This window comes from Komagataeibacter ossonobensis (assembly GCF_057359305.1).
This window is the reverse complement of the sequence record NZ_JBXAYQ010000018.1, coordinates 19,660-42,398: the sequence shown is the minus strand read 5'-3', so window position 1 is coordinate 42,398 and position 22,739 is coordinate 19,660. Positions and strand designations below refer to the sequence as shown.

Annotated in this window: 32 protein-coding genes; 15 read left to right on the top strand and 17 right to left on the bottom strand. The window is 61.3% G+C overall.

Features of this window, described 5'->3' with window-relative positions; translation table 11 throughout:
• Window positions 1-17: 17 nt before the first annotated feature.
• Complete coding sequence (locus AC1RQ9_RS11290) at window positions 18-239, bottom strand: hypothetical protein (protein WP_485986968.1); 222 nt, start codon at window positions 237-239, stop codon at window positions 18-20.
• 169 nt (window positions 240-408) lie between these two features.
• Between AC1RQ9_RS11290 and AC1RQ9_RS11285 the strand changes: the two genes are divergently transcribed.
• Window positions 409-939: a hypothetical protein gene (locus AC1RQ9_RS11285; protein WP_485986967.1), complete on the top strand. Its 531-nt coding sequence runs from the start codon at window positions 409-411 to the stop codon at window positions 937-939.
• 94 nt (window positions 940-1,033) lie between these two features.
• Here the strand turns inward: AC1RQ9_RS11285 and AC1RQ9_RS11280 are convergent, their stop codons facing one another.
• A complete protein-coding gene (locus AC1RQ9_RS11280) occupies window positions 1,034-1,552 on the bottom strand; it encodes a nucleoside deaminase (RefSeq protein ID WP_485986966.1) in 519 nt (172 codons plus the stop codon).
• A gap of 106 nt (window positions 1,553-1,658) precedes the next feature.
• On the bottom strand, window positions 1,659-1,919 hold the full coding sequence (locus tag AC1RQ9_RS11275; protein WP_485986965.1) for a hypothetical protein: 261 nt from the start codon (window positions 1,917-1,919) through the stop codon (window positions 1,659-1,661).
• Between the two features lie 115 nt (window positions 1,920-2,034).
• Between AC1RQ9_RS11275 and AC1RQ9_RS11270 the strand changes: the two genes are divergently transcribed.
• Window positions 2,035-2,361 carry a helix-turn-helix transcriptional regulator gene (locus AC1RQ9_RS11270; RefSeq protein WP_193732911.1) on the top strand — a complete coding sequence of 109 codons (327 nt, stop codon included), beginning with the start codon at window positions 2,035-2,037 and terminating at the stop codon, window positions 2,359-2,361.
• A gap of 84 nt (window positions 2,362-2,445) precedes the next feature.
• Window positions 2,446-2,757, top strand: a complete 312-nt coding sequence (locus AC1RQ9_RS11265; RefSeq protein ID WP_485986964.1) for a hypothetical protein — start codon at window positions 2,446-2,448, stop codon at window positions 2,755-2,757.
• 12 nt (window positions 2,758-2,769) lie between these two features.
• On the opposite strand, the gene AC1RQ9_RS11260 is transcribed toward AC1RQ9_RS11265, so the two are convergent.
• From AC1RQ9_RS11260 to AC1RQ9_RS11250, 3 genes are all read right to left on the bottom strand, one after another.
• Window positions 2,770-3,492 carry a M15 family metallopeptidase gene (locus tag AC1RQ9_RS11260; protein ID WP_485986963.1) on the bottom strand — a complete coding sequence of 241 codons (723 nt, stop codon included), beginning with the start codon at window positions 3,490-3,492 and terminating at the stop codon, window positions 2,770-2,772.
• Window positions 3,493-3,530: 38 nt separating this feature from the next.
• Window positions 3,531-3,761, bottom strand: coding sequence for a DUF2171 domain-containing protein (locus tag AC1RQ9_RS11255; RefSeq protein WP_010508653.1), 231 nt, complete (start codon window positions 3,759-3,761; stop codon window positions 3,531-3,533).
• A gap of 201 nt (window positions 3,762-3,962) precedes the next feature.
• Window positions 3,963-4,424, bottom strand: coding sequence for a hypothetical protein (locus AC1RQ9_RS11250; RefSeq protein WP_485986962.1), 462 nt, complete (start codon window positions 4,422-4,424; stop codon window positions 3,963-3,965).
• Window positions 4,425-4,633: 209 nt separating this feature from the next.
• Here AC1RQ9_RS11250 and AC1RQ9_RS11245 point away from each other — a divergent pair, with 209 nt between their 5' ends.
• Window positions 4,634-7,174 carry an excinuclease ABC subunit UvrA gene (locus AC1RQ9_RS11245; protein WP_485986991.1) on the top strand — a complete coding sequence of 847 codons (2,541 nt, stop codon included), beginning with the start codon at window positions 4,634-4,636 and terminating at the stop codon, window positions 7,172-7,174.
• A gap of 102 nt (window positions 7,175-7,276) precedes the next feature.
• On the opposite strand, the gene AC1RQ9_RS11240 is transcribed toward AC1RQ9_RS11245, so the two are convergent.
• Window positions 7,277-8,677, bottom strand: coding sequence for a GntT/GntP/DsdX family permease (locus AC1RQ9_RS11240; protein ID WP_485986960.1), 1,401 nt, complete (start codon window positions 8,675-8,677; stop codon window positions 7,277-7,279).
• 272 nt (window positions 8,678-8,949) lie between these two features.
• On the opposite strand from AC1RQ9_RS11240, the gene AC1RQ9_RS11235 reads away from it, so the two are divergent.
• On the top strand, window positions 8,950-9,129 hold the full coding sequence (locus AC1RQ9_RS11235; RefSeq protein WP_193732918.1) for a hypothetical protein: 180 nt from the start codon (window positions 8,950-8,952) through the stop codon (window positions 9,127-9,129).
• Between the two features lie 48 nt (window positions 9,130-9,177).
• Here AC1RQ9_RS11235 and AC1RQ9_RS11230 read toward each other — a convergent pair whose 3' ends face one another.
• On the bottom strand, window positions 9,178-9,717 hold the full coding sequence (locus AC1RQ9_RS11230) for a hypothetical protein (protein ID WP_485986958.1): 540 nt from the start codon (window positions 9,715-9,717) through the stop codon (window positions 9,178-9,180).
• A gap of 55 nt (window positions 9,718-9,772) precedes the next feature.
• Between AC1RQ9_RS11230 and AC1RQ9_RS11225 the strand changes: the two genes are divergently transcribed.
• Complete coding sequence (locus tag AC1RQ9_RS11225) at window positions 9,773-9,964, top strand: hypothetical protein (protein ID WP_485986957.1); 192 nt, start codon at window positions 9,773-9,775, stop codon at window positions 9,962-9,964.
• A gap of 110 nt (window positions 9,965-10,074) precedes the next feature.
• Complete coding sequence (locus tag AC1RQ9_RS11220; RefSeq protein WP_485986956.1) at window positions 10,075-10,923, top strand: glycosyltransferase family 25 protein; 849 nt, start codon at window positions 10,075-10,077, stop codon at window positions 10,921-10,923.
• Between the two features lie 67 nt (window positions 10,924-10,990).
• Here AC1RQ9_RS11220 and AC1RQ9_RS11215 read toward each other — a convergent pair whose 3' ends face one another.
• Window positions 10,991-11,602 carry a hypothetical protein gene (locus AC1RQ9_RS11215; protein ID WP_485986955.1) on the bottom strand — a complete coding sequence of 204 codons (612 nt, stop codon included), beginning with the start codon at window positions 11,600-11,602 and terminating at the stop codon, window positions 10,991-10,993.
• Between the two features lie 160 nt (window positions 11,603-11,762).
• Between AC1RQ9_RS11215 and AC1RQ9_RS11210 the strand changes: the two genes are divergently transcribed.
• Window positions 11,763-12,893: a hypothetical protein gene (locus AC1RQ9_RS11210; protein ID WP_485986953.1), complete on the top strand. Its 1,131-nt coding sequence runs from the start codon at window positions 11,763-11,765 to the stop codon at window positions 12,891-12,893.
• Between the two features lie 4 nt (window positions 12,894-12,897).
• Here AC1RQ9_RS11210 and AC1RQ9_RS11205 read toward each other — a convergent pair whose 3' ends face one another.
• Together AC1RQ9_RS11205 and AC1RQ9_RS11200 are read right to left on the bottom strand one after the other, a co-directional pair.
• Complete coding sequence (locus tag AC1RQ9_RS11205) at window positions 12,898-13,275, bottom strand: hypothetical protein (protein WP_485986952.1); 378 nt, start codon at window positions 13,273-13,275, stop codon at window positions 12,898-12,900.
• A 93-nt stretch (window positions 13,276-13,368) separates the two neighbouring features.
• Window positions 13,369-13,842 (bottom strand): surface-adhesin E family protein, encoded by a 474-nt coding sequence (locus AC1RQ9_RS11200; RefSeq protein ID WP_227672646.1) that lies wholly within the window; start codon window positions 13,840-13,842, stop codon window positions 13,369-13,371.
• A 144-nt stretch (window positions 13,843-13,986) separates the two neighbouring features.
• Here AC1RQ9_RS11200 and AC1RQ9_RS11195 point away from each other — a divergent pair, with 144 nt between their 5' ends.
• Complete coding sequence (locus AC1RQ9_RS11195; protein ID WP_485986951.1) at window positions 13,987-15,183, top strand: aldose epimerase family protein; 1,197 nt, start codon at window positions 13,987-13,989, stop codon at window positions 15,181-15,183.
• A gap of 82 nt (window positions 15,184-15,265) precedes the next feature.
• Window positions 15,266-15,439, top strand: a complete 174-nt coding sequence (locus tag AC1RQ9_RS11190; RefSeq protein WP_010508667.1) for a hypothetical protein — start codon at window positions 15,266-15,268, stop codon at window positions 15,437-15,439.
• A gap of 30 nt (window positions 15,440-15,469) precedes the next feature.
• Here AC1RQ9_RS11190 and AC1RQ9_RS11185 read toward each other — a convergent pair whose 3' ends face one another.
• Window positions 15,470-15,625 carry a hypothetical protein gene (locus tag AC1RQ9_RS11185; RefSeq protein WP_227001026.1) on the bottom strand — a complete coding sequence of 52 codons (156 nt, stop codon included), beginning with the start codon at window positions 15,623-15,625 and terminating at the stop codon, window positions 15,470-15,472.
• Between the two features lie 420 nt (window positions 15,626-16,045).
• Window positions 16,046-16,222 carry a hypothetical protein gene (locus AC1RQ9_RS11180; RefSeq protein WP_010508670.1) on the bottom strand — a complete coding sequence of 59 codons (177 nt, stop codon included), beginning with the start codon at window positions 16,220-16,222 and terminating at the stop codon, window positions 16,046-16,048.
• A 218-nt stretch (window positions 16,223-16,440) separates the two neighbouring features.
• Between AC1RQ9_RS11180 and AC1RQ9_RS11175 the strand changes: the two genes are divergently transcribed.
• The 3 genes from AC1RQ9_RS11175 to AC1RQ9_RS11165 all read left to right on the top strand — a co-directional run bounded on the left by AC1RQ9_RS11175 (window position 16,441) and on the right by AC1RQ9_RS11165 (window position 17,653).
• The gene (locus tag AC1RQ9_RS11175; protein WP_193732926.1) at window positions 16,441-16,602 is read left to right on the top strand and encodes a hypothetical protein; all 162 of its coding nucleotides are present in this window, start codon (window positions 16,441-16,443) and stop codon (window positions 16,600-16,602) included.
• A 208-nt stretch (window positions 16,603-16,810) separates the two neighbouring features.
• The gene (locus AC1RQ9_RS11170; protein ID WP_019085838.1) at window positions 16,811-16,993 is read left to right on the top strand and encodes a hypothetical protein; all 183 of its coding nucleotides are present in this window, start codon (window positions 16,811-16,813) and stop codon (window positions 16,991-16,993) included.
• A 300-nt stretch (window positions 16,994-17,293) separates the two neighbouring features.
• Window positions 17,294-17,653 (top strand): hypothetical protein, encoded by a 360-nt coding sequence (locus tag AC1RQ9_RS11165; protein ID WP_485986950.1) that lies wholly within the window; start codon window positions 17,294-17,296, stop codon window positions 17,651-17,653.
• On the opposite strand, the gene AC1RQ9_RS11160 is transcribed toward AC1RQ9_RS11165, so the two are convergent.
• The 3 genes from AC1RQ9_RS11160 to AC1RQ9_RS11150 all read right to left on the bottom strand — a co-directional run bounded on the left by AC1RQ9_RS11160 (window position 17,616) and on the right by AC1RQ9_RS11150 (window position 19,534).
• Window positions 17,616-17,948 (bottom strand): DMT family transporter, encoded by a 333-nt coding sequence (locus AC1RQ9_RS11160; RefSeq protein WP_193732937.1) that lies wholly within the window; start codon window positions 17,946-17,948, stop codon window positions 17,616-17,618. The genes AC1RQ9_RS11165 and AC1RQ9_RS11160 overlap by 38 nt on opposite strands.
• A 4-nt stretch (window positions 17,949-17,952) precedes the next feature.
• Window positions 17,953-18,141 (bottom strand): hypothetical protein, encoded by a 189-nt coding sequence (locus tag AC1RQ9_RS11155; protein WP_193732938.1) that lies wholly within the window; start codon window positions 18,139-18,141, stop codon window positions 17,953-17,955.
• Window positions 18,142-18,478: 337 nt separating this feature from the next.
• Window positions 18,479-19,534 (bottom strand): restriction endonuclease, encoded by a 1,056-nt coding sequence (locus tag AC1RQ9_RS11150; RefSeq protein ID WP_485986949.1) that lies wholly within the window; start codon window positions 19,532-19,534, stop codon window positions 18,479-18,481.
• A gap of 144 nt (window positions 19,535-19,678) precedes the next feature.
• Here AC1RQ9_RS11150 and AC1RQ9_RS11145 point away from each other — a divergent pair, with 144 nt between their 5' ends.
• On the top strand, window positions 19,679-20,278 hold the full coding sequence (locus AC1RQ9_RS11145) for a GDSL-type esterase/lipase family protein (RefSeq protein WP_485986948.1): 600 nt from the start codon (window positions 19,679-19,681) through the stop codon (window positions 20,276-20,278).
• A gap of 101 nt (window positions 20,279-20,379) precedes the next feature.
• Window positions 20,380-20,775: a hypothetical protein gene (locus AC1RQ9_RS11140; protein WP_485986947.1), complete on the top strand. Its 396-nt coding sequence runs from the start codon at window positions 20,380-20,382 to the stop codon at window positions 20,773-20,775.
• A gap of 118 nt (window positions 20,776-20,893) precedes the next feature.
• Here AC1RQ9_RS11140 and AC1RQ9_RS11135 read toward each other — a convergent pair whose 3' ends face one another.
• Window positions 20,894-22,543 carry a sulfatase-like hydrolase/transferase gene (locus tag AC1RQ9_RS11135; protein WP_485986946.1) on the bottom strand — a complete coding sequence of 550 codons (1,650 nt, stop codon included), beginning with the start codon at window positions 22,541-22,543 and terminating at the stop codon, window positions 20,894-20,896.
• Window positions 22,544-22,739: the final 196 nt, after the last annotated feature.

Genomic DNA, 22,739 nt, shown 5'->3' with positions numbered 1-22,739 from the left:
GTCAGGACGCAGCACCATCAGGCGCGCGGCGGCCGCGCATAGGGATCCGTCTTCCCCATATCGGGCGCCGGGACATGCCCCATGCGATGCGCACGGTACAACAGGCCATGACCCAGCTTTTCAATCAGGATGCCACGACGCTGCATGCGGTCATGGCTTATGGCATATCCAATTTCATGCACGACCTGACCACGCAGCACCTGCAACCAGCCACGCAGGGCAAGTTTCATCCGTGTCATATCGCGCGCACTCCCGTTCACCGCCATGTCAGTCATTATTCTCATGGCAGATAAAAGTTATACGCATAACTTTCAAGATGAGGCAGATGGCCTAAAAGGTTATTTTTATTTAATTCGTGTCATGACATGAAATGCATGGCCGTCCGCACCGGCCCCATCCATGAGAAGGATGGTCCGAACCAGTCCTGCCATGGGGGATATCTTGCGTTACCTGTTCCTGTTCCTTGCCCTTATGTGCGGATATTGCGGTACTGCCACCGCCCAGACAGCCCCGTCACAGGTGATCAGCACATTATTTGCCGACAAGCTGACCATGATGGACCTTGGCCTGATCCGCGCCGAACGCGCCATGCAGCATGAAATCGACAGCCTGCCCGACAGCTATGACAGCGAGATGATGCCGGTGGCGGATTTCGACCCCCGGCGCAACACCATACTGGTGGGCATCTGGTATCAGGACCACGATACCTTCAATCGCGGGCAGTGCGACAAACTTCTGGAAACAATAAAGAAATCTTTTGGTACCCAGCCCACGACCATCGTGGCGTCGTGGTTCCGCCACCATGGCTATACCTCGCTAAGGGATGCGGGGCAGTTCTATATCGGGCTGCGCAATATCATCTGGCTGGTGGTGACCGACGGGGACCGGGCCTGTTCCTATTCCATGGCCAACGGGCAGACCACGACCAACGGATTCTGAACACAAACAAGAAAGAAGTTTTTTCAAAACGCTTCAGAAAACGCTGCCTTTTTGAAACAAGACGGCACCCAAAAAACTTTTACCTTTCAAGTTTTCAGGCGGCGGGTCCGTCCTTTTCACGCCAGAACGTACGCTGCAATTCAGCCGCTTCGTCTTCCAGCAGGGGGCCAATGACCGCAACCGACCGCTGGCCCGCCGCGAATACCGTGCGGCAGGGCAGGTCGAGCGTCGGATTTTCGGGGTGGTCGCCGGTTATTTCCTTCAGGCTGGCTTCGCTCTGCCCATAGACCACGCGACCGATCCCACTCCAGTACACAGCACCCGCACACATCGCACAGGGTTCAGCAGATGTGTACATGGTGTACGATGCCAGCACGTCCGGCGCATGGGCCTTTGAGGCCCGCGTGGCCAGCAGGCGTTCGGCATGGGCGGTCATGTCACCGCCTTCCGCCGTATATCCATTCCCCTGCTCCATCACCACGTTGCCCTGCCCATCAACCAGCACGCAGCCAAAGGGATGATCGCCCGCCTGACGCGCGCGCTCCGCCACGGCAAAGGATTGACGCAGGAAATATTCGTGGTCCAGATCAGGCAGGCAGGTTGGCTGGGTCATTCCACATCCATGAAAAATAGAGGTTGCCTGCGCTTGTGCCGGTTCCCTATCGCATTTTCAAATGGAAATATCCGAGCGGCCCGTCCCCTGTCCCAGCGGACTGGGATCAGTCCCCATACTCCGCGACAGGATCGGCCATGGCCATACGAACCGTTTCCATCTCGTCAGCCAGATAACCCAGGATACCCACCCCATCGTACGCACCATCAAAACGGTCCGCCGCCAGTTCGGCCCGGATGGTGCCCAGACGGTCCAGACGACGCTGGAGCTGCGCGACATAAGGCGCGACCCAGGCCGGTTCATCGGGTTCGAATCGGGCATCGATATCAGCCTGGGTACAGCCTGCGGGCAGATAGGGATCGTGCATGAGGGTTCCTTACATGTGTATGAAAAAAATACACAAATATTCTGCAGGCATGACTGAATTTCCTCCCCCGCATAATCTCCTTGCTGTATGTGCGTTTTTTAAGCACAAATATCGTATGAAAAATACGCACACCGCCGCGCAGAGCGCATCAAACGCCATCCCTCCCCGTCGCACACGCCCGCCACGGCTGGACTGGACCGCCATTGCCCCATCCGTTGCGCAGTTACGCAGGCAGGGCTGTTCCACCCGTGAAACCGCGCGCAGGCTGGGCCTGAACATCAAGACGCTGGAAGCCCACCTGCGCCGCCACCGCATCCGCCATGCCATCCCCATGGACCGCCCGGATCAGGTCCGGCGCACCTGCCTGAACTGCGATACCGCCTTTGTCGCGGATGGCCGTTTCCTGCGCCTGTGCCCGGACTGCCGGGCCATGTTCAGCTAGCGGCGGCTCACATTTATGTGCAACCGGAACCCGGCTACCGCTTTCACTGTTGAGGATTCATCATACCAAGGCAGGGACCCGCACATGGATACGCATACGTCTTCAACCCCGACATCACCGACCACGCCCGACGCATCGACCCGTATCCAGTTCCGCCTGTCCCTGCACCATGACCGTCCCGCACATCCGCCCCGACGCCGCATACGCCCGCTGGCAGCGTTTGGCCTGGCGCTGGTTCTTGCCGGCACGGGATTGAGCGGGTGCAAGCGGCACCACGAAACCACCGGCGAGAAAATAGATCATTTCGGGGACAAGATGCAGGACACGTTCGATCCGCCGAAAGGGCCGGCGGAAAAGGCCGGGCGTTCGATTGACCGCACCATCCACAACGACTGATGCCCGATGCGGTCAGGGCGCGATATCGCGCCCGATCGCATCAAACGGCAGGTCCATGACCGGATAATCCTGCCAGTTCCCATAATCGAAATGCCACCATTCCTCGGCCAGCGGCAGGAAGCCGCTTGCCGTCATGATACGGGCCAGCAGATCGCGCAGGGCACGCGCCGCAGCATTGCCACCGGCATAGGCCACATGGGCGCGCGGTGTCATTTCATCAAAACCCGAGGGCATGGACACCACCTGGCGGGTGGCAAGATCCCACAGCGTCAGATCCACGGCGCATCCGCGATTGTGGCGCGAACCGATGGCGGGATCACCGACGAATTCGTACAGATCCTCCGGCACCGCCTGCCGGAACAGGTAACTGACATACCATGGACGATAGGCGTCATACACCAGCAACCCATAGCCATGCTGCGCGGCAAGCATGCGCGCATGGGACAGGGCCTGCGCCGCCGGGCGCTGCAGGAATGCCCGCGCTGTCGGATAGACAGGAAAGCCAAGAAAATTCCGTGCCGTGGCGTAACGGATATCCAGTGCGATCGCCGGATCGACCTGTGTTACGTCAACCAGGTCGACGGCCCTGCGCGCAGGCGCAAACACCGGCATGCGCGCCGCCCGTGCGTTGGCCAGCAACACATCGGGCGCATGTTGCAATGGCACGCGGAATGTCTCTTCGTCCGACTGCACATCGACAATCGGACCAGCCTGCCGTTGCGTTTCATGCGACATGCGCGGCCTTTCCCATCACACGGTCAGCATGACGCCATTCAGGCGGGTGGGGTATAGGACTGTACATCTTCCAGCGTATGACTGAGCAGGATCTTGCCACCATCGGTGGACTGTACCCACGATACGGGAATGGTGAAGGTACTTTCCGCCGGGCCATCAACTGTGATCTGGATGGTCGCATTGGTGTTGACGGCTGTCAGCGTGCCCATGCGGCCCGAACCTGTCGCGAACACATCCTGGCCCAGCATGGACTGCGTTACATCTGTCATGAATTTCCCTTCCCTGCGCGACTACAAAAGCCGCGCTGCCCTGTCGGCCTGAACCCCGCCATCATTCCAGGATCATCCGGTCACGGGGCCGCCCCGACAATACGGGCCGGCAGACAGGTTGCGATTGATGCCGCCATGGACATGGCGCTCCGGATTCATGCCCCGCATAACACACGCCGGGGGCACAAGTTGCCCTGCCCCTCAGTTCACGCCAAACTGCTTGCGCTGGGACATGACCTTATTCAGCCGTTCATTATAGCTATGGTAGGTGCCACGGGGCACGCAACCCATTTCCTCCAGATCCTCGAGCTTGATGCTGTCATTCAGCCATGAATTGACTTCATTGAACTCGACTTTCTGCGGCACTTCCCGACCGCTGAAGACCACCGGGTCATCCTGTCCCTGCACGTAGCCGAACTTCATGAACGTCCCGCCCGCAGGCGCGTCATGCTGGGCCATTTCACCGCACACGACCGACGTCGCATCCATGGAATGGACCGTGACATTGCGGAATGTCACCCCGTGCGGGTCAGGCAGGGTAGCCGCAACATGACGCTCTGCCTCGGCAATGACGGAAGTCTTTTCCCCATGCCGTCCGGACGCTGCATGGGCCACCCCGGAAAACAGGCATATGGCTACGCCCAGTATGATGAACCTTTTCATGCTTCCGCCTGCCTGATCATTCGCTTTGTCATTATCCGATCTTTCTGATGCGCTGCCCCGTTCCATCGGTCAAGCGGGCGGGCGGCCATCGGATCATTTTCAATTATATAATGTGCGATAACAGTAACAAAGGCATGCCAGACAAAACCCCGGCGCCGCGTTATAACGGGGTTACTGCCGCAACCGGCACATTGCATGAAGGCCATCCCATGTCGCAGCGCCCCATTTCCAGTCCTGAACCCGATCCACACAGCCGGGCGGATTTCGTGCATGTGCGTGGCGCGCGCGAACACAACCTGAAGGATGTCAGCGTGGACATGCCGCGCGACCAGCTGGTGGTGTTCACGGGGGTTTCGGGATCGGGGAAATCATCCCTCGCCTTCGGGACGCTGTATGCGGAAGCGCAGCGACGATACTTGGAATCCGTCTCCCCTTACGCACGTCGGCTGTTCAGGCAGATGCCTGTGCCCGACGTGACCGCCATCGAGGGCCTGCCCCCCGCCATCGCCCTGCAACAGCAACGCGGCACGGGTACCGGGCGGTCTTCGGTCGGCAGCATCACCACGCTGTCGAACCTGCTGCGCATGCTGTATTCCCGCGCGGGACATTATCCCGACGGCATGAAACGGCTGGAGGCGGAATCCTTTTCCGTCAACACCCCCATGGGGGCCTGCCCGCAATGCCATGGGCAGGGCCGGATCATGGATACCACCACGGACCTGCTGGTGCCCGATGACAGCCTGTCCATCCGCCAGCGCGCCGTGGCCGCATGGCCCACCGCATGGCAGGGGCAGAACCTGCGCGATATCCTGATTACCCAGGGCGTGGACGTGGACTGCCCATGGCGCGACCTGCCGCAGAAAACGCGCGACTGGATCCTCTATACCGAGGAAACGCCGACCTACCCCGTCTATCCCGGCCTGGACCATGCTGCCGTACAGCGTGCAATCCGCGACCATGTGCCGCCGTCCTATAACGGCACATTCACCGGCGCGCGGCGCTACGTGCTGCATACCTTCGCGACATCACAGAGTGCCAACATGCGCAGGCGGGCCGAACGCTTCCTGACCGCGACCCCCTGCCCCACCTGCCATGGGCAGCGCCTGAACCCTGACGCACTGCGTGTCACGCTGGCGGGGCTGAACATTGCGCAGATGACACAGCAGACCCTGTCCACCATCGCCCATACCCTTGCCCCGCTGGCCGAAGGCACGCAGGTGCCCGACGATACGCCACAGGCGGGCGACGCCACCGTCATTGCCGCCCGCCGCATGGCCGCCGACCTGATCGGCCGCATTGGCGTGCTGGAACATCTGGGTCTGGGCTACCTGCAGGCTGACCGTTCGGTGACCACCCTGTCACCGGGGGAATACCAGCGGCTGCGGCTGGGGACACAGATCCGCTCCAACCTGTTTGGCGTGGTCTATGTACTCGATGAACCCTCCAGCGGGCTGCATCCGGCGGATGCCCATAACCTGCTGGATGCGCTGGAAGGGCTGAAGGCGGCGGGGAATTCGCTGTTCATCGTCGAACACAACCTCTACCTGATCCGCCGCGCGGACTGGATTGTCGATGTTGGTCCCGATGCGGGCACACGCGGGGGCGAAGTGCTGTACAGCGGGCCGCCAGATGGCCTGCGGAACGTGAAGCTGTCGCGCACCGCGCCCTACCTGTTCGCCAGTGATGCGCCCATCGCGGGCACGCCGCGTCCGGCCAGGGGATGGCTAAAGCTGGACGGGATCACGTGGAACAACCTCCGTAACCTGCGTGTCGAAATCCCGCTGGGTACCTTCGTGACCGTCACCGGCCTGTCCGGGTCGGGCAAGTCCAGCCTGGTCAGTCAGGCCCTGCCCGCCATTGTGGCCCATGCGCTGGGACAGAAGCTGGTGCAGGATACGGACGGCGAAAACATCGAGGACATGCCCATCGGCACACCGCAGGGGCATGTCACCTCCGGGGCCAGCCAGATCAAACGGCTGGTCATGATCGACCAGAAGCCGATCGGGCGCACGCCGCGTTCCAACCTTGCGACCTATACCGGCCTGTTTGACACGATACGGCAGATGTATGCCGCAACCGATCTGGCCAAATCACGCGGTTACGACGCCGGGCGTTTTTCCTTCAACCTGCCCAAGGGCCGCTGTCCCACCTGCGAGGGGGCTGGGTCGGTCATGGTGGAACTGCTGTTCCTGCCCAGTGTCTATTCCCCCTGCCCCACCTGCCACGGCACGCGCTACCAGCCGGATGTACTGGAAGTCACGATACGCGGGAAATCCATTGCCGATGTCCTGAACATGACGGTGGATGACGCGGCCGTGTTCTTTACCGACACGCCCTCACTGGCCAACGCGCTGGGTACGTTGCAGCAGGGCGGTCTGGGCTACCTGCGACTGGGACAGCCCGCAACCGAGCTTTCGGGGGGCGAGGCACAGCGCATCAAGCTTGCGACAGAACTGCAGAAGCAGCGCCGGGGCCACACGCTGTATATCCTTGATGAACCGACCACCGGCCTGCACCCGGCGGATGTGGACCGGCTGCAGACCCATCTGCAGTCACTGGTCGATGGCGGCCACACCGTCGTGGTGGCCGAACATGACATGCGGGTTGCGGCACGTGGGGACTGGGTGATCGACATGGGACCCGGTGCGGGGGATGCGGGCGGCCGGATTGTCGCCGCAGGCACGCCCCATGATGTCGCACGCGCATCCGACAGCCGCACTGCACCGTTTCTACTACCGCTAACTGGCTGAAAACAGAAAGAAGTTTTTGGTGAAGCTTTTTTCAAAAAGCTTCGAAGAACGCCGCCTTTTTGAAAAAAGGCGGCACCCAAAAACTTTTATGACTTAATACCTTCAGGCTGGCAGCACTGCCCACATCGTGGCGACACCAGCAAAAACCAGCAGGGCCGCGACCAGCGTCATGATGCTCCAGCTGCGCAGCCCTTCGCGCACGCTCACGCCGCACATGCGGGTCACGATCCAGAACCCCGCGTCATTGACATGCGACAGCGCCATGCCGCCCGCCCCCATGGCCAGCGCCACAAGCGCCAGATGCGTCTGGTCCAGGTGCAGCCGCCCGATCATGGGGCCAAGGATGCCCGCCGTGGTCATCAGCGCCACCGTGGTCGGCCCCTGCGCCACGCGCAGGATCATGGTCAGGACAAAGGCCAGCACCAGCAGCGGCAGGCCGCTTGCCGCCAGCAGGCTGCCCAGCGCATCACCCACGCCGCTGCCCACCAGCACCTGCGCAAATGCGCCACCCGCGCCGGTAATCAGGATGATGATGGCCGTCCCCGGCAGGGCGGCGGCCACCACTTCGGATACGGTAGCCAGCGCCAGCCCGCGCCGCAGCCCCAGCAACCATGCGCACAACATGACATCCAGCCCAAGGGCGACAAAGGGAATACCCGCAAAGACCAGCACCGACCGCAGGCGACCGGGCGGCATGAGTTCCCCCGCCAGCGTGCCCGCCACCATCAGCATGACCGGCACGGCAATGACCGCGACGATTTCCCCCATGCCGACCGGACGCTTCTGACCAGCCTGCATGAACAGGCGGGCGGGTTCATCCGCCGCGCCATGGCCCCGGGCGGCGTCGCGCGCTTCATCCACCACGGCGCGGATATCGGGCGCACAGCCGAAGGGCTGCGCCATGATCGGGCGCGTCAGCACATAGGTCAGCACGGTCACCACCGCCGCCAGCGGCAGGCCAAGCAACAGCATGTGCCCCGCGCCCACACCAAGTGCCGCCGCCACCGCCACGGCGCCGGGATGGGGTGGCAGCAGCGCATGCACCGTCAACATGGTGACCGCCATGGGAATGCCAAAGACCGCGGGTGGCCGTCCCGTCTGCCGTGCCATGCCATAGACCAGCGGCATGAGCATGATGACGCCGACCTCAAAAAACACCGGAATACCGACCCCGAAGGCGGAAATGACCAGCGCCAGTGGCACATGGGCCGCACCCACCCGGCGCACCAGTCCCTGTGCTACGACAGCGGCCCCGCCAGACAGGTCGATCATGCGCCCGATCATGGCCCCAAGGGCCACGATAATGGCGATATGGCCCATGGTGCGGCCCATGCTGCCCTGCACCGCGTCAGCCAGCTTTGTCACCGGCATGCCGGTCAGCAGCGCCACCCCCACCGCGACAATCAGCAGGGCCACGAAAGGATGCAGCCGCAGCCACAGGATCAGCAACAGCAGGACGGCAATGGAACCAATGCCGACCAGAATCAGCGCAAGCGGAGTCATGCAGGGAATCCCGGGCGTAAGAGCGGCCTGTCCTGGACGGCCAAACGGATCTTATCGGGCATCCCGACACTGCCCGCAACGCCGACACGCATGAAAAGCATATCCTGCGGCCACAATGGCGGGAAACCGGAATTTTTCAGGTGATTATCGTGTCCCCTGCAATATGGGGAAATTTTCATGCTTGACAGGTTTCAATCCTGTCTGCATTACGCGCCACCGGTCACGAACCGCAGTCGCTTTTTTGGGGCCTGAACGCCCCGGGACGCCATGCCATGACAACCATGATCAATACGCCATTGCCCTCCGCCCGCAGCATGCATGCACGCCGCGCCGTGGACCATGCCAAGAGCATCATGCGCGAAATGTGGATCGTGCCCATGGTCGTCATGGGCAGCGTCCTGTGCGGTGGTGTGGTGACCCTGCTGTCGCACCTGCTCGGGCATGCCGGGTAAGGCACGCCCGCCCCGGAACGCAGGTTCAGGGGCCGGGTTCAGGCGATCCTAGCGCGAAGCGGAACGTTCGTTGCCTGTGCGGCGGCGTTCAGGCTTGTGCGGCGCGGGTTCCGCCAGCCAGTGGATACGGGCGTTGCGCAGTTCGAAATTGCGCTGTCCCTGTACCCCCATATCCCCGAACGGATCATAGACCACGCCGCTGACCTCGGCCTGGCACTGTTCGTTCTTGCCGGTATCGCCACAGATCTGCTGGGCCTTGCGGAAGGAGGATTCCTCCATCGTCGGGCCATCAAGCGGCACCGCCCCGTTCCAGTCCACCTGCCCCGGCAGGTCGGCAATACGGAAGGCCGCGCAATCCGCCCCGCCTGAATTGGCGGAAGTGATGTAACACCCCTCGACCCGCACCAGCTTGCCGACATACTGGGCCGCCTGTGTCTGGAACGCCGCCACGTCCAGTGTCGCCACCGGTGCCGGGGCTGCTTCATGGCGTGCCTTCGCTTCCCGTGCCGTGGCGGGACCGGGGGCGGTTACTGCCGCGACAAGGGCCAGCCCGCCTGCCAGCACGCCAAGATGAAAACGTCGCCTCACGTCCTGTCTTCCTTTTCATGTGGGTCAGCCCGTGCTGACAATCCGCAAAGGAAGAATGTTTGCCATACACACCGCCATTGTCACCACAGCCCAGCGTGCGGGCTGCCATGCATGCACAACCGGCTTGCACCCCCAACCATACGCGCCCACCCACCTGCCCATCGCCACCCCGGCATTGCGTGGCGTCACACACCCTGCCGCCCTGCCCGCAACGGGAATGGTGCAGGCAGGTATCAGGATGAATTGACGATATATCCCTCTCTTTACAATGATGATGTCATTAGCGTATGCCCCGATCTGGTCCGCATGTGGTTTATGTAATATTATTTCATTATGTAAAACGAATAAAAAATAAAAATGACACTACATCCAACAGATCTGAAATATAATTTTCCAAAAATTATCATCATCAGCCTGTCACACGCCATCGAACGCCGGAATACGCTGGCACGGCAACTTACCGGCTTCGGTCTTGATTTCGATTTTCTGGATGCGGTCGATGCCCATGACCTGACCGATCATGATTATGGAATCTATAACAGGCGCAGACGCCGGATTTTCATGGGCAAGGATCTGTACCCGGGGGAAATAGCCTGCATGCTGTCGCACAGGAAGGCCATGCGGCGGGTCGCGACCACGGACCGGCCATCGGTCATTCTGGAAGATGACGTCCTGCTTTCCACCGACTGGCCCTATGTCATCCATGCCCTGATGGCGCGGCAGAAAGAGTGGGAATTCGTGCGTTTTTTTGGCGACGAAAAACATGCCACCCGCCTGCAGCGCAAGCTTTTGCCACTGGGGCGCGATTACTGGCTGACCCGCATGTCCACATCACCCGGCGGCGCCCATGCCTACGTGATTACCCCGTCTGGCGCGCGCCGGATCCTGCATTGCCTGGACTACACGGCCACACCGATCGACACATTGATGGGCCAGCCATGGAAAACCGGGCTGGGCGCCCTGAGCGTCTGGCCCGGGCTGGCGCGGGAAAACGGGAAATTCCCATCCCATATCGGCAATGCCCGCTTTGCCAGCGCACCCACCACGACAGGACTGGAACGCACACTGTATTTCGCGGCCAACCCCGGCCTGCGGCTGGTGCAAAACATACTCAAACGCGGGTTCTATTACGGCCACGCGCCATCCGACCACTGGCACCGGCACCGCGTGCAGGCGGCCCCTCCCTCCGTACCCGTGCGAATCTGACCCGTTTTCCGTACATATAAGATCTGGCGCAGGCCCCCGACCCGGCAGGCCACAGCGCCCTCACTTCCTAGAACGGGGAAGCCTTCTGTCCCGCGCCCTGACCCAGATTGGCGAAATGCTGGGTTTCGGTACAGCCGCGGAAACGGTCCAGAACGGGAATGCTTCCCGCCAGGTTGACGCTGAGTGTCGTGCGATCGCCAAACTTCACCAGTGCCACATGCGACGTCGCCATGGCATCCAGCAGGTGGGTCAGGTCATCGGCATGGATGTCGGCGGCAAGGGTCGTGGCGTCATTGGCCTGCATGTGGAACACGCGGGTATAGGCCCCCACGGTAACCGTCATGTCGCCCTTTTCACCATTGGCCAGCGTCCAGTGGTCATCCGCGCTGCGCACCTGCAGCGAATCGGCATCGGCACGGAACATCAGGATTTCGCTTTCCGAACCGGCAATGCACAGATCGGTATGCACACCGGCATCGGGCGTATGATGAATGGCGACCCAGCCACCGGCGCGTTCATCCACCAGCATCTGCGACGGGCTGGGGCTGCTGTTCTCGTCCTCGGGCTGCATGGCCACGGGCACGGCACGGGGCCGTTCATCGTAAGACTGCGCCAATGCGATCCCCGGCACGGTGATCAGCGCCATACAACCCAGAAGAAAATTCCGTTTTCTGTTCACTTTGCGACAATCCCATTGCAACAAGGACCGACGAATCGGGATAATGGATAATTTCAGCATCACTGTGACGTGATTTAGACATATATTGTCATAATTCAGGCCAGGAAAAGATATTTCCACATGCCTGCTTCCATGACGGGAAACACGGACGGCATGCCGCATGATCGTGACAGGCCTGCGACAAAATATGTCCGTTCCCTCCAAAGCGATGCGTGCCATGCAGGGGGCGAAAATAATACTAAAGAAGATTTTCATTTTGACGCGTCACAGGGGCGATCTGTGCAGGCGGCATTGGTTTGTCGGTATCACGCCGTTATCATGGGACGCGTTGATGACATTTTATGGATACTGGAAGGAAATAGCCGGGATGCGCCTGCTACCTGCTGCCATCCTGGCAATCGGGACCCTCTGCGCCACGCCCTGCGCGCACGCCGCCGACCCGGACTGGATATTCGCCAATAGCGGACCGGGCGGCCAGCCCATGATCATGTCCCATCAGGGCACGCTGGATATCATGTTCTACCGCGCGGCCAGCGGCACGGTCGGCATTGCCTTCCACCAGCGCCACGGTCGTTACCACAACCCGAAAGGGGTGGAGACAGCCATGGTGATGATCGGCAAATTCACCATTGCGCTGCAGGTCTTTGGCAATACCCAGAAATGGGACACGGCTGGGGGCGACCTGAAACCCGATACCGTGCCCGATCTGGTCAGTGCCCTGCAGGGGGCGGCCACGGGGGCGCTGATCCCGTTCGAACGCGACCCGGTACCGTTTTCGGTAAAGGGGGCGATGGCCGCCCTTGATGATCTGGCCCGGTATGCCACCCAGCATGGGGAAAGCCTGCCACCGCCGCTGCAACCCGCCCCTGCCGCCCATGCGGCAGCTCCGGTGGTGGATATAGAAAAGCTGGCCCATCACCCGTACGATACCCAGCACGGGCGCAAACTGGTACTGCCGCAATATGATATTGCGGCCAACTGCGACCGTGCCCATATCGAAATGCAGGATACGGACGGGGAATGCATTGGCGCCGAACAGAAAAGCCAGGCAGCCCTGACCGCGCACTGGACCGGATACGACAGCGACCTGCGCGCCGCCTGCCTGTCACTGGTCAGCGATCCGGGGCGGCTGGAAAAGTACCAGGCACTGCTTATGTGCCTGTCGCGCTATCAGGATGACCGGCGTCAGTGGCAGCTTGTCTCCGGCTCCAGCGGCAGCGATGACATCATGCCCGCCAAGAACCCGGCACAGGCGGGTGATACGCCGGCAACACCTGCCGCCCACCCCTGAAAAATCAGTCGGTGGGGTTACGGCGCGTCAGTGCGAAGATGAAAAAGACCACACCGCTGAGCAGCAGCCCGAACAGGATGACCAGCGGCTGGATATAGAGTACCACCAGCACAAGGAACAGCACCAGCAGGGCGCTGTATTTCAGCTTGCGGTCCTCACTGGAAAACAGGTCGATCAACCCTTCGGAAATCTGGTGCAGGGCTGATGCGCCCTCCGTACCCTCGCGCGGGGCGACCGTCAGCCCCTGACGCGCCAATTGCTGCAGGAAAAGACGCGCCTGATCCTGCGCCGGTGCAGCCGCCGCATCACGGCCCATGCCGGTGGGCAGGGATGCCGCCACGGCATCAATGATACGACTATCCACAGAAACCTTATCGTCCATTTTTAGCAGTTCCCCCAGCCATGCAGCGTGCAACGCGCTGGCCCATCCACGCTGTTATCCACATAACTTACTGGTTTATCCCCAAAAGGGGGATTATTGCCCTCCGGCATGATTATGGCCCACATGGGCGCATGCGATACGCCTGCCATCGCGCAGCGACGGGTCAACCGTCATCTCGCCGCGCGGTACCGGGCCGTCAGCAATCCGGTGACCCGTGCCCATATGGCCCGACCATGTGGCGTAGGACAGCGTGCGGTACGTATCCGCCGCACAGTTGTACATGACGGAAAACCGGACCGAGGCAAAGGGCAGCCCGTGCCGGATCATGTCCTCGTCAAAATCCTGAATGAACGTGGCGGATGAATGCGTGCCATGAACCTGGACCGAGGCAAGGTCGATATACTCATTCACCTTGTTCTGGTACGGCGGCAGCTTCTGCAGTTCCGTCTCACCATGCGGGGCCGGGGATACGGGCTGGTCCTGCACCTGTGCCGCCCTTGCGCCGTTTACCATCCCACCACAGGCCATGCCTGCAGCCATCAGCGCCACCACAACCCTGTATCGCATCTTCTCCCTTTCAGGCGCGCGAAACGCACGCGTACACACCACACCCGTATTCATTGCCCTGTTTTGCAGGATCGAACCCATAGCGGCAAGATAAACAGCAGCGAACAGGGCTTCATACCGACCCCATAATGACAGGAATGCGCCATGCACGCTTTTTTTTCGCACGGGAACTGCCGTTTTTCCCTTGTCGGGCTGCTGGCGATGGCGGTTGTCACGGCGGCCCATGCGGATCCCGCACCAGCCGTGACACTGGACCGTGCCCCGTTTGGCACCACCCCGGATGGCCAGAAGGTTGAACGCTTCACCATGGCCAACAGGCATGGCATGCGCGTGCAGGTCGTGACCTATGGCGCGACCATCACCGCCATTGATGCACCTGATGCCCACGGCCATGTCGCGGATATCGTGCTGGGGTTCGCGACACTGGAGGGATATACGCGTGACAGCGCACGTGGCGGCCTGTTTTTCGGGGCGACGGTCGGGCGCGTAGCCAACCGCATCGCCAACGGTACCTTCGTGCTGGACGGACGAACCTACCACATTCCCCGAACCGAGGGGACCAACGCCTTACATGGTGGCCGCAAGGGGTTCGACAGGCATGTCTGGACGGTGGAAAACACCAGCGTCACCGCCAGCAGCGCCAGCGTGACCCTGAAACTGGTCAGCCCGGACGGGGATCAAGGTTTCCCCGGCACGCTGACCACGCATGTCACCTTTAGCCTGAACGATGGCAATGAACTGTCACTGCACTACACCGCGACAACGGACCGGCCGACGGTGGTCAACCTGACGAACCACAGCTACTTCAACCTGGGTGGGGAAGGCAGTGGTTCGATCGAAAACGAAGTCCTGCAGGTCAATGCCGCTACCTTTACCCCCATTGATGCGAAATCACTGCCGCTGGGCACGGTCGCACCCGTTGCGGGTACGGCGCTGGACTTCCGCACGCCCCACCGTATTGGCGAGCGCCTGCGCGATCAGGATTCACAGATGATGTATCAGCACGGTTATGACCAGAACTGGGTCGTCAACAGTCAGCTATCGCGCATACCGGTGCCTGCGGCCCGCCTGTGGGACCCGGCATCGGGGCGGGTGCTGGATGTGCTGACCACGCAGCCGGGGCTGCAGGTCTATACATCCAACGCGCTTGACGGCAGTTACGTCGGGCCTTCGGGTCATGCCTATCGCCAGACGGATGCCGTGGCGCTGGAAACACAGCATTATCCCGACAGCCCCAACCATCCCGGTTTTCCCACCATCATACTGCGCCCGGGGCAGACATATGACGAAACCACCCTTTACCGCGTGGGCGTGCAACCTGTCCCCCATCCGCGTCCTTAAGGAATATGGGAAATACCGTTGATTCCGGGAGGAATATCCTTACATACCTCACCATAGCGTGATTGAAGGACACAGGATCCAGATGAAAAAAATTGCCGTTGTGCTTCTGCTCGCGGGGCTGGCAGCATGCCAGTCCGGTCATTCGCCCTCTGATCCAAGCGAAAGCGGCGGTATCGGTGGCATGACCGGATCACCGGGGCAGGATGCGCCCAGCGACGGACCCGGCGGAAGTGGTGGACCGGGTATGGGCAACTAGCCCGCACGACCGGGTGCGGGCGTAGCGGTATCAGTCGCGCCCGCCACTCAGGTTGATGACGCCAAGCCCCAGCAGACCAAGCCCGGCCAGCCCTTCAGCCACCATCCATGATATCGGGCCGATCCCTTCAGCCGTCATGCCGCGCACCAGAACACCCACGCTGCCAATCATCAGGAGCAGGGACACAATGGTAACCCATTTTACAATCTTGCCGCGGTTCATCAATCTCTTCGCTGTCTGTCGATCCGGTTACCGGCAGGCCCGGTCCCTGCCCTTCTAACACCCTGAACGGTCAATCGTCCAAACACAGCATGCGCAGCGGCAATGCGCCTGCCGCGTATCAGGGACCATTTCATGCAGATGTGATCCCGCGCCGATGCATCCTTGCGTATCGTCATGGCGTTGATGGCTTCATGAACCCTTAGGGTACAGGCCCCACGACAGGGATAGCCCACATCGGCAAGGAGCAAGGTCATGCAGGCAACCGGCACCCTTTCCACCCCGCCACGTCAATGGCCCGCGCGCATGCGGCACCTTGTCCGGACATGCACGGCCTATCCCTATGCCTTCCTGCGTCTGTGGGACGGGGACTGACCCGGCTCCGGTTCATTCATGCCGCAGGTCGGATGCGGAAAACCACTCGTCATTGCCCGTACGGTCACTACGCACGCGGATCTGGCCATTTTCGATGATTTCGACGATGTCGCCCTTCATTCCGCGCAGTTCCGGTTTGACCGGTGCATCATCCCTGACCACCACGATATCACCTGCCTTGAAATCCACGTCCGGTTCTCCTTTCTTCCGATTATGGCGGTCCTGTGCTGGGGCATGGTCATAGTAGCCCACGACCCTGCCCGCACCCGCCAATCATGCCAGCGATGGCGGACATCACAAGCCGTTGTCCGGCCATGTCATACCACATCCGCACAAAGGGCAGGTTGCCGCAGGGAAAGATGTTCCGACATGAAGGGAGAAGCCGATACAGCATACAGGAAGACCTCATGTCATCAGAACATCACCTGCCTTCCGCCACGGACCTGCAGCGCGAACTGGAACAGGTGCGCCGTGATTACGCCATTGCACTGAAGGACCGGCCCGAGCACGCCCGGGCACTTGAAGCACGCGCCAGAAAGCTGGAAGCCGAACTCGCCCGCCAGAAATAACATAACAGGCGGATACGGGTCGGGACATGACGCATCCGGCCCGGCCGGGCAACATGGCATGGCCCGGTATTGACCACTCCCATGTCAAGATGGCCGCATGACAGGCAGCCATGCGGTGGCAGACATGGTTCATGGCGTGGTCACACCCCATGTGAATGGGAACGGACACGCCGTGTGTCCCCTACAGAACAAGAATTAGGATGCTATCATGAGCAAAGTGGCAACCAGTGGTCCCGACGCACAGGGCAAGTACAGCCTGGAAGTAAGCATCGGCGGCCTGACCGGCACGCTGGGCGGTTTTTCTTCCGCCATGGAAGCCGAGGATTATGCCGTTTCCCTGCTGCGCCGCGTCAAGGAACTGGCCAAGGCCGATAACCTGAAGACGGCCTGAAATAATTCCTGAAACCCCGCCGACAGGCGGGGGCGTACGACAGTATGCCCCCGCCGGGCGGGATGACGGCCATCACCGGTCGTCTTTATGCCTTTTTTCTTTATACAGTTGGAAACCTGACAGGATCAGGACGTGAAGCTGTATATGGAAAAAGGACACTCTTTCCCATGAAACGACTGACCCGCTCACTGTCGGTACTGGTTTTGGCCAGTCCGCTTGTCGCCTGCGTGGATGGCCCCGGATATGGCGGCTATTACGGCGGGTACGGTTATGGCCCCAGCGGGGGTTATTATAGCGGATATGGCGATTATTACGGCGGCGCACCCGAATATATCGGGCGTGGCGGTGGATGGGGCGGCGGTCGCGGCGGCCCCGGTGGCGGTTTCCATGGTGGTGGGCCACGTGGGGACTTCCACGGTGGCGGACCGGGGGGTGGCGGCGGCTTCCATGGTGGACCGGGCGGTGGTGGCCACGGTCCCGGCGGCGGCCCGGGTGGTGGCGGTGGCCACGGCCCTGGTGGACCGGGCGGCGGGGGCGGCCACGGTGGTGGTGGTGGCGGTCACGGCGGTCCGGGCCGACATTGATGCACATGGCCGGTTCCGTTTGCGGGACCGGCCATTTTTTATCCGTGCTGACCCGCGCCCGACAGCAGGTTCATGACCAGCACGCCACATATGATAAGCGTCATGCCCACGACCGCCGCCAGATCCAGCTTCTGTCCCAGCACCACGCGACAGACCAGCGTAATGAGTACCGTGCCGATACCCGACCAGATGGCATAGGCCACGCCGGTAGGAATGGTCCGCAACGCCAGGGACAGCGAATAGAACGCCACGCCATACCCGACCACGGTCACACATGACGGTCCCAGCCGCGTAAAGCCACTGGATAACGTCAGGCAGAACGTGGCGGTGACTTCCGCCGCAATCGCGATCAGCAGATAGATATAGGCCATGCCCCTATCCGCGCCGACGGCCCACCGTGCCACGGGGGGGCAATCCCGTCATCCGGGGCCGGGGTACGCGTGGTGGCAGCGGCGTTTCATCGCGAATTGCAACGGCATCATGTCCACGGGCACGCAGCGCATCAGCGAATCGCTGGACATGGGTCCATTGCGCGCCCGCATACAGTTCACGCCCGTCCAGCATTACACGATGTCGTCTCAACTTTTCCCTCATCCCCTCATATCTGGCCTTAAAGATGGGGATGGTGGCCATGAAACGCAACGGCACGGGAAATTTGTTTCAAGCGTGCAGGAAACCTTCGCTTTCGTGAAACGATTCATGTATAGGAAAGATAGGAGGTATGATACATGAGCAACTCTGCACGCATGATCGCCCATCTGCTGATCACAGTCCGGTTGAGTACGCGCAATCGTCCTTCCGCCCCTGTTCCCGCAGTTTCGCGCGATTGAACAAGCCGCGCCGGGGTCGCCCGGCGCGCATCCATCAGACATATTTTGTCATGTTATGACATAATGAAGAATCACGCCTTTTTCCGTTCCCGTGCCAGGCGGTCGGCAAAAGCGGGCAATTCATCATGATGCAACAGGAACACGTCGTTGGATCGGGCCAGTTGCCGGGCCGAAGTCGTGTAATCCGCATTGGAGACCACTGCTGCAATATCGGCATGGTAATGCAGCCGGGCTGCTGAAATCTGCTGCACGGCCTCGTTCCCCACCGCATTGCGGTACAGCTTGCACTGCACGACCAGCCGTTTTCCACCACGTATGGCAATGACATCCGCACCCTGGTCCCCGCCAGGTGGCGTGGCCTGCGCGTCCCACCCACAGGCACACAGGCGTTCGGCGCAATAGCGTTCATAGGCGATCGGGTCCATGTCCGGCGCATAACCGTTGCTGGCCTGTCCTGTTCCCGGCAGCGTCTGGCTGGCCACATGCTCGATCCGGGCCAGTACGCGATCTGCAATGGCGGGCCATGCCCATTGCAGGCGACGGCCCCGCAGGGCGGGCTGCACGATCGTCCTGATGAATTCCGCCTTTTCACGTTGCCACCGGGTCGTGCGTTCAACGCCATAACTGTTGACCTGCACCAGTTGCCTGCGCCGGATTCGCAGTGCGTCGGCATGACGGGACACTAGCCGCCTGCACACGCGCCAGGCCTGCCGCCTGCGTAAAAACCGCCAGCCATACCGTAACAGCGGCCACAGCAGCACCGCCCCGACTCCCGCCATGACCAGACGCAGCAGGCCGGATGGCCGCGACAGCATATGACCCGACACGGGATGCAGGACGGTGGCAGGAAAATACAGCGAGCCTTCCCCTTTCTGGACAGGCAGGTGACGCAACAGCACCACATCACCGTGGTGGCCCAGCACCTGCCAGTTTCCCGCCCCGTCCACGCGCCTACAATGCATCTGGATCAGCGTCCGCTCAGACAGGGCTGCAGGCGACAGGCTGCCCACCCGTTGCAATGTGGCCGCCTGCGTGCAGCCCACGGTTGCGGGGGGAACGTGACAGGTAGCCTGTCCCGCCATGGCAGCCAGCGGGACCAGTAGCATCCCGCATCCTACCCATGGCATGATCCCTGCACGCATCCCTGTGTTCCACCCCGTGTTCATAATCCGTTCCACGACACTAACGCATGAGAACAAAATGGGAAAGCATGGAAATACTACTCTTTCCCACCATGGTTTTTTATCTTCCGCCATGCCTATCATGCCGGTATGCGAATCTGTTTTATCGGCGACAGCTACGTAACGGGAACGGGTGACGAGACCTGTCAGGGATGGGTGGGACGCCTGTCTGCCATGGAACGACAGGCCGGTCATGACATCACGCCCTACAACCTGGGCGTGCGGGGACAGACCAGCCGTGACATCGCCCTGCGGTGGCACACCGAAACCCTGCCGCGCCTGTCCGGACGCCATGACGGGGGTATCGTGCTGTCCTTTGGCGTCAATGACTGCACATCCACCGCGCATGGGCAGCCACGCGTGCCGCATGATGAATCCATCGCGACGACACAACGGATCGTGCAACAGGCCCGGCAGTCATGGCCGGTCCTGATGATCGGTCCCCCGCCGGTCGGGCGGCCCTGCCCCGACGGGCGCACACAGGCGCTGTCACATGCCATGGCGGGCATATGCGCGCAGTTGTCCGTGCCCTTCCTGCCGGTATGGGAACCGCTGCTGGCCCATCCCACATGGTGCACCGAGATCGCGCGCGGTGATGGCGCCCACCCGGCAGATGGCGGTTATGCCGCACTGGCGCGGATCATCCATGACTGGCCTGCGTGGCGAAAGTGGATGGGACCGCTACCCTAAATCCGCGCGCCGGTTTATCCGTTCCCCTTGGCATGGCGCGACGGCAGGGTCACATTCGCCACATGACCGCCATATCCCGTTTTGAACAAAGGCATACAGACATGAAAAAGATCATTACCTGTGCCCTGCTGGGCGTGCTGGCAGCCAGCGCCGTGCCCACGGCGCATGCCGAAGTGCCGGAGGGGGAACTGAACTCGCTCTACATCCGCCCGGAAGTGAAACTGCCCGCGCCTGCGCTGACGTTCCCCAATTATCCCGTCGTCGATGACTGCACGACGGAATTTGGCGATGAAGTCACCAATGTCTGCGTCACACAGGAAAAGGAACGCGCGCTGGTCCTGCAGCCTGCATGGGACGAGTACCAGGACAGCGACAAGATCGCCTGCCAGGAAGACGTGACGCATGTGCGCCATATCCAGCTGTACAAAAACCTGGCCTACTGCCTGGACAAGCGCCGCTATGATGCATGGCTGAAGAAGCATCCCAACGGAAAATAAGAGAATCTGCCCAGACAGAATGCTGATAAAAATAAAAGTTTTTGCGTGCCGCCTTTTTTCAAAAAGGCGGCGTTCCTTTAAAGCTTTTTGAAAAAAGCTTTACCAAAAACTTCTTTCTTTAATTCCTTGCAACATGGCACCGGCCATCATCATGGCTGTGGTCATAATCGACATTCTGGTTGGTCGTGCTGTCCCCATGCACGATACGTGGCATGTGGACGGGATGGGCTGACAGCACCGACAGACCCGCATCCGCCGCCCCGTAATGCAGCCCCGCCGCATCCAGCACGCTCGGCGGCAGGGCCGCAAGCGTCAGCGGAACATGCACGTTATCCCGCGCGGCCTGTGCCGCCTGCGGGTGGGCTGCCTGCCACGCTGCGGATGTCCACAGATAAAACGGTATTTCATATGCGGCGCGCACATCCCCATGCGCGGGGATGCCGCCGGTACATTCCGCAACCCGCACGCCGTGGTCGGATACATAAAACAGGGCGGATTCCCCGCCATGCGCCGCCAGCGTGGCGCGGACATGGGCCAGCATATGGTCGGTATAGGCAATACTATTGTCATAAGCCGTGCCAAGGCTGGCAAAACCGCGTGGATAACGGTCGGCCGCGTTTTCATGGCTACCGAACAGATGCAGCACGATAAAGACCCGCCCATGGGCATCCGTAATCGCATGGTCCACGACCGGCAGCATGCGTTCGTCCAGCACCGGGCTGCTCATGATCCCGTCATGCACGGTGGTATAGGCGATATGGCGGGCCTGTTCCGAATACGCGCCAATCACGCTGTCATATGGCCCCAGACGCGGATGGTTGCTGATCCACCACGTATCGAACCCCGCTGCATTGAAGACCGATACAAGGTCATGCCCCGGTACCGCACCGGGCCGCAGGCGGTCATAGCCGGACAGGATGACCGGCACGGCGCCCACCGTGTAATCAAAAGGGGTAACCATGTCATCAAAGCGGACAAGTCCCGGCACCTGCTCCATTTCCGGTGTGGTGGAAAGGCCATAGCCATAGCTGTGGTGATGATCGCGCCGCGCGCTTTCCCCGATCACCAGCACGATCACCTGTGGCGTGGTGGGGGGTGGGGGGTCAAAATGGATCGGTTCATGACTGATCCGCCGCGCCATTTCGCTCACGCGCCGGGTTTCACGCCGGGCAGCGATGTAGCCGGTCGCCATGCTCCACGGCCATGCCCGGTCAAAGCGGGAATGGATGGGCACCATCGGGTTTTCGGTCCCGCCGCGCGTGGGGGGCAGATGCCGCCATAACTGCACGGTGGGCACGATGATCCATGCCAGTAGCACGCCCACGCAAGCCATGCGCGTCCGGGCCCGCCAGCCAACCACCACCCCACGCGGCCGCGACAGGTAAAATCCGGCCATCACCACCCACACCAGCGTCCATAGCCCCAGATACGGCAGGACAGGCCGCACATACCCGACCACGACGGGGAACGAGCAGTAAAACAGGATCAGCCACAGCGGATAGCCCGGCGGTGTGCCACTTATGCTGATGTAATACAGCGCCGCTGGCAGCAGCACGACCACCGGCAGCAGGCACGCCAGCAGTACCCGCCTGCTGTTGAACAGCAGAGCCACCACCGCCCACAGCACAACCGATCGCACGATCCCCTGCAATGCCGTGCAGGCGGGCAGCAGTGCAAGAACGGCCATGAGGCCAAGCAGCGTATCGGGCCACAGGCGCTGGAAACCGGCCTGCCGGCGGGCCGGATCATGGGGGAAACGGGCGGTCATGCCCGTTTCATGTCACACGCCCCCGCCCGCGGGTAGCCCCATCATGCCGGCGGCCCGCGCAATGATGGCACGTTTGTGAATGAACCCGCGCGCGGCAATGCTTTTTATCCCCTGTCGGCACGCCTAATAATGCGACCGCCGGGAGGCCGCTGCGCGAACGGGCGCCAGAAAGAAAAAGCACATAAAAACAGTAATC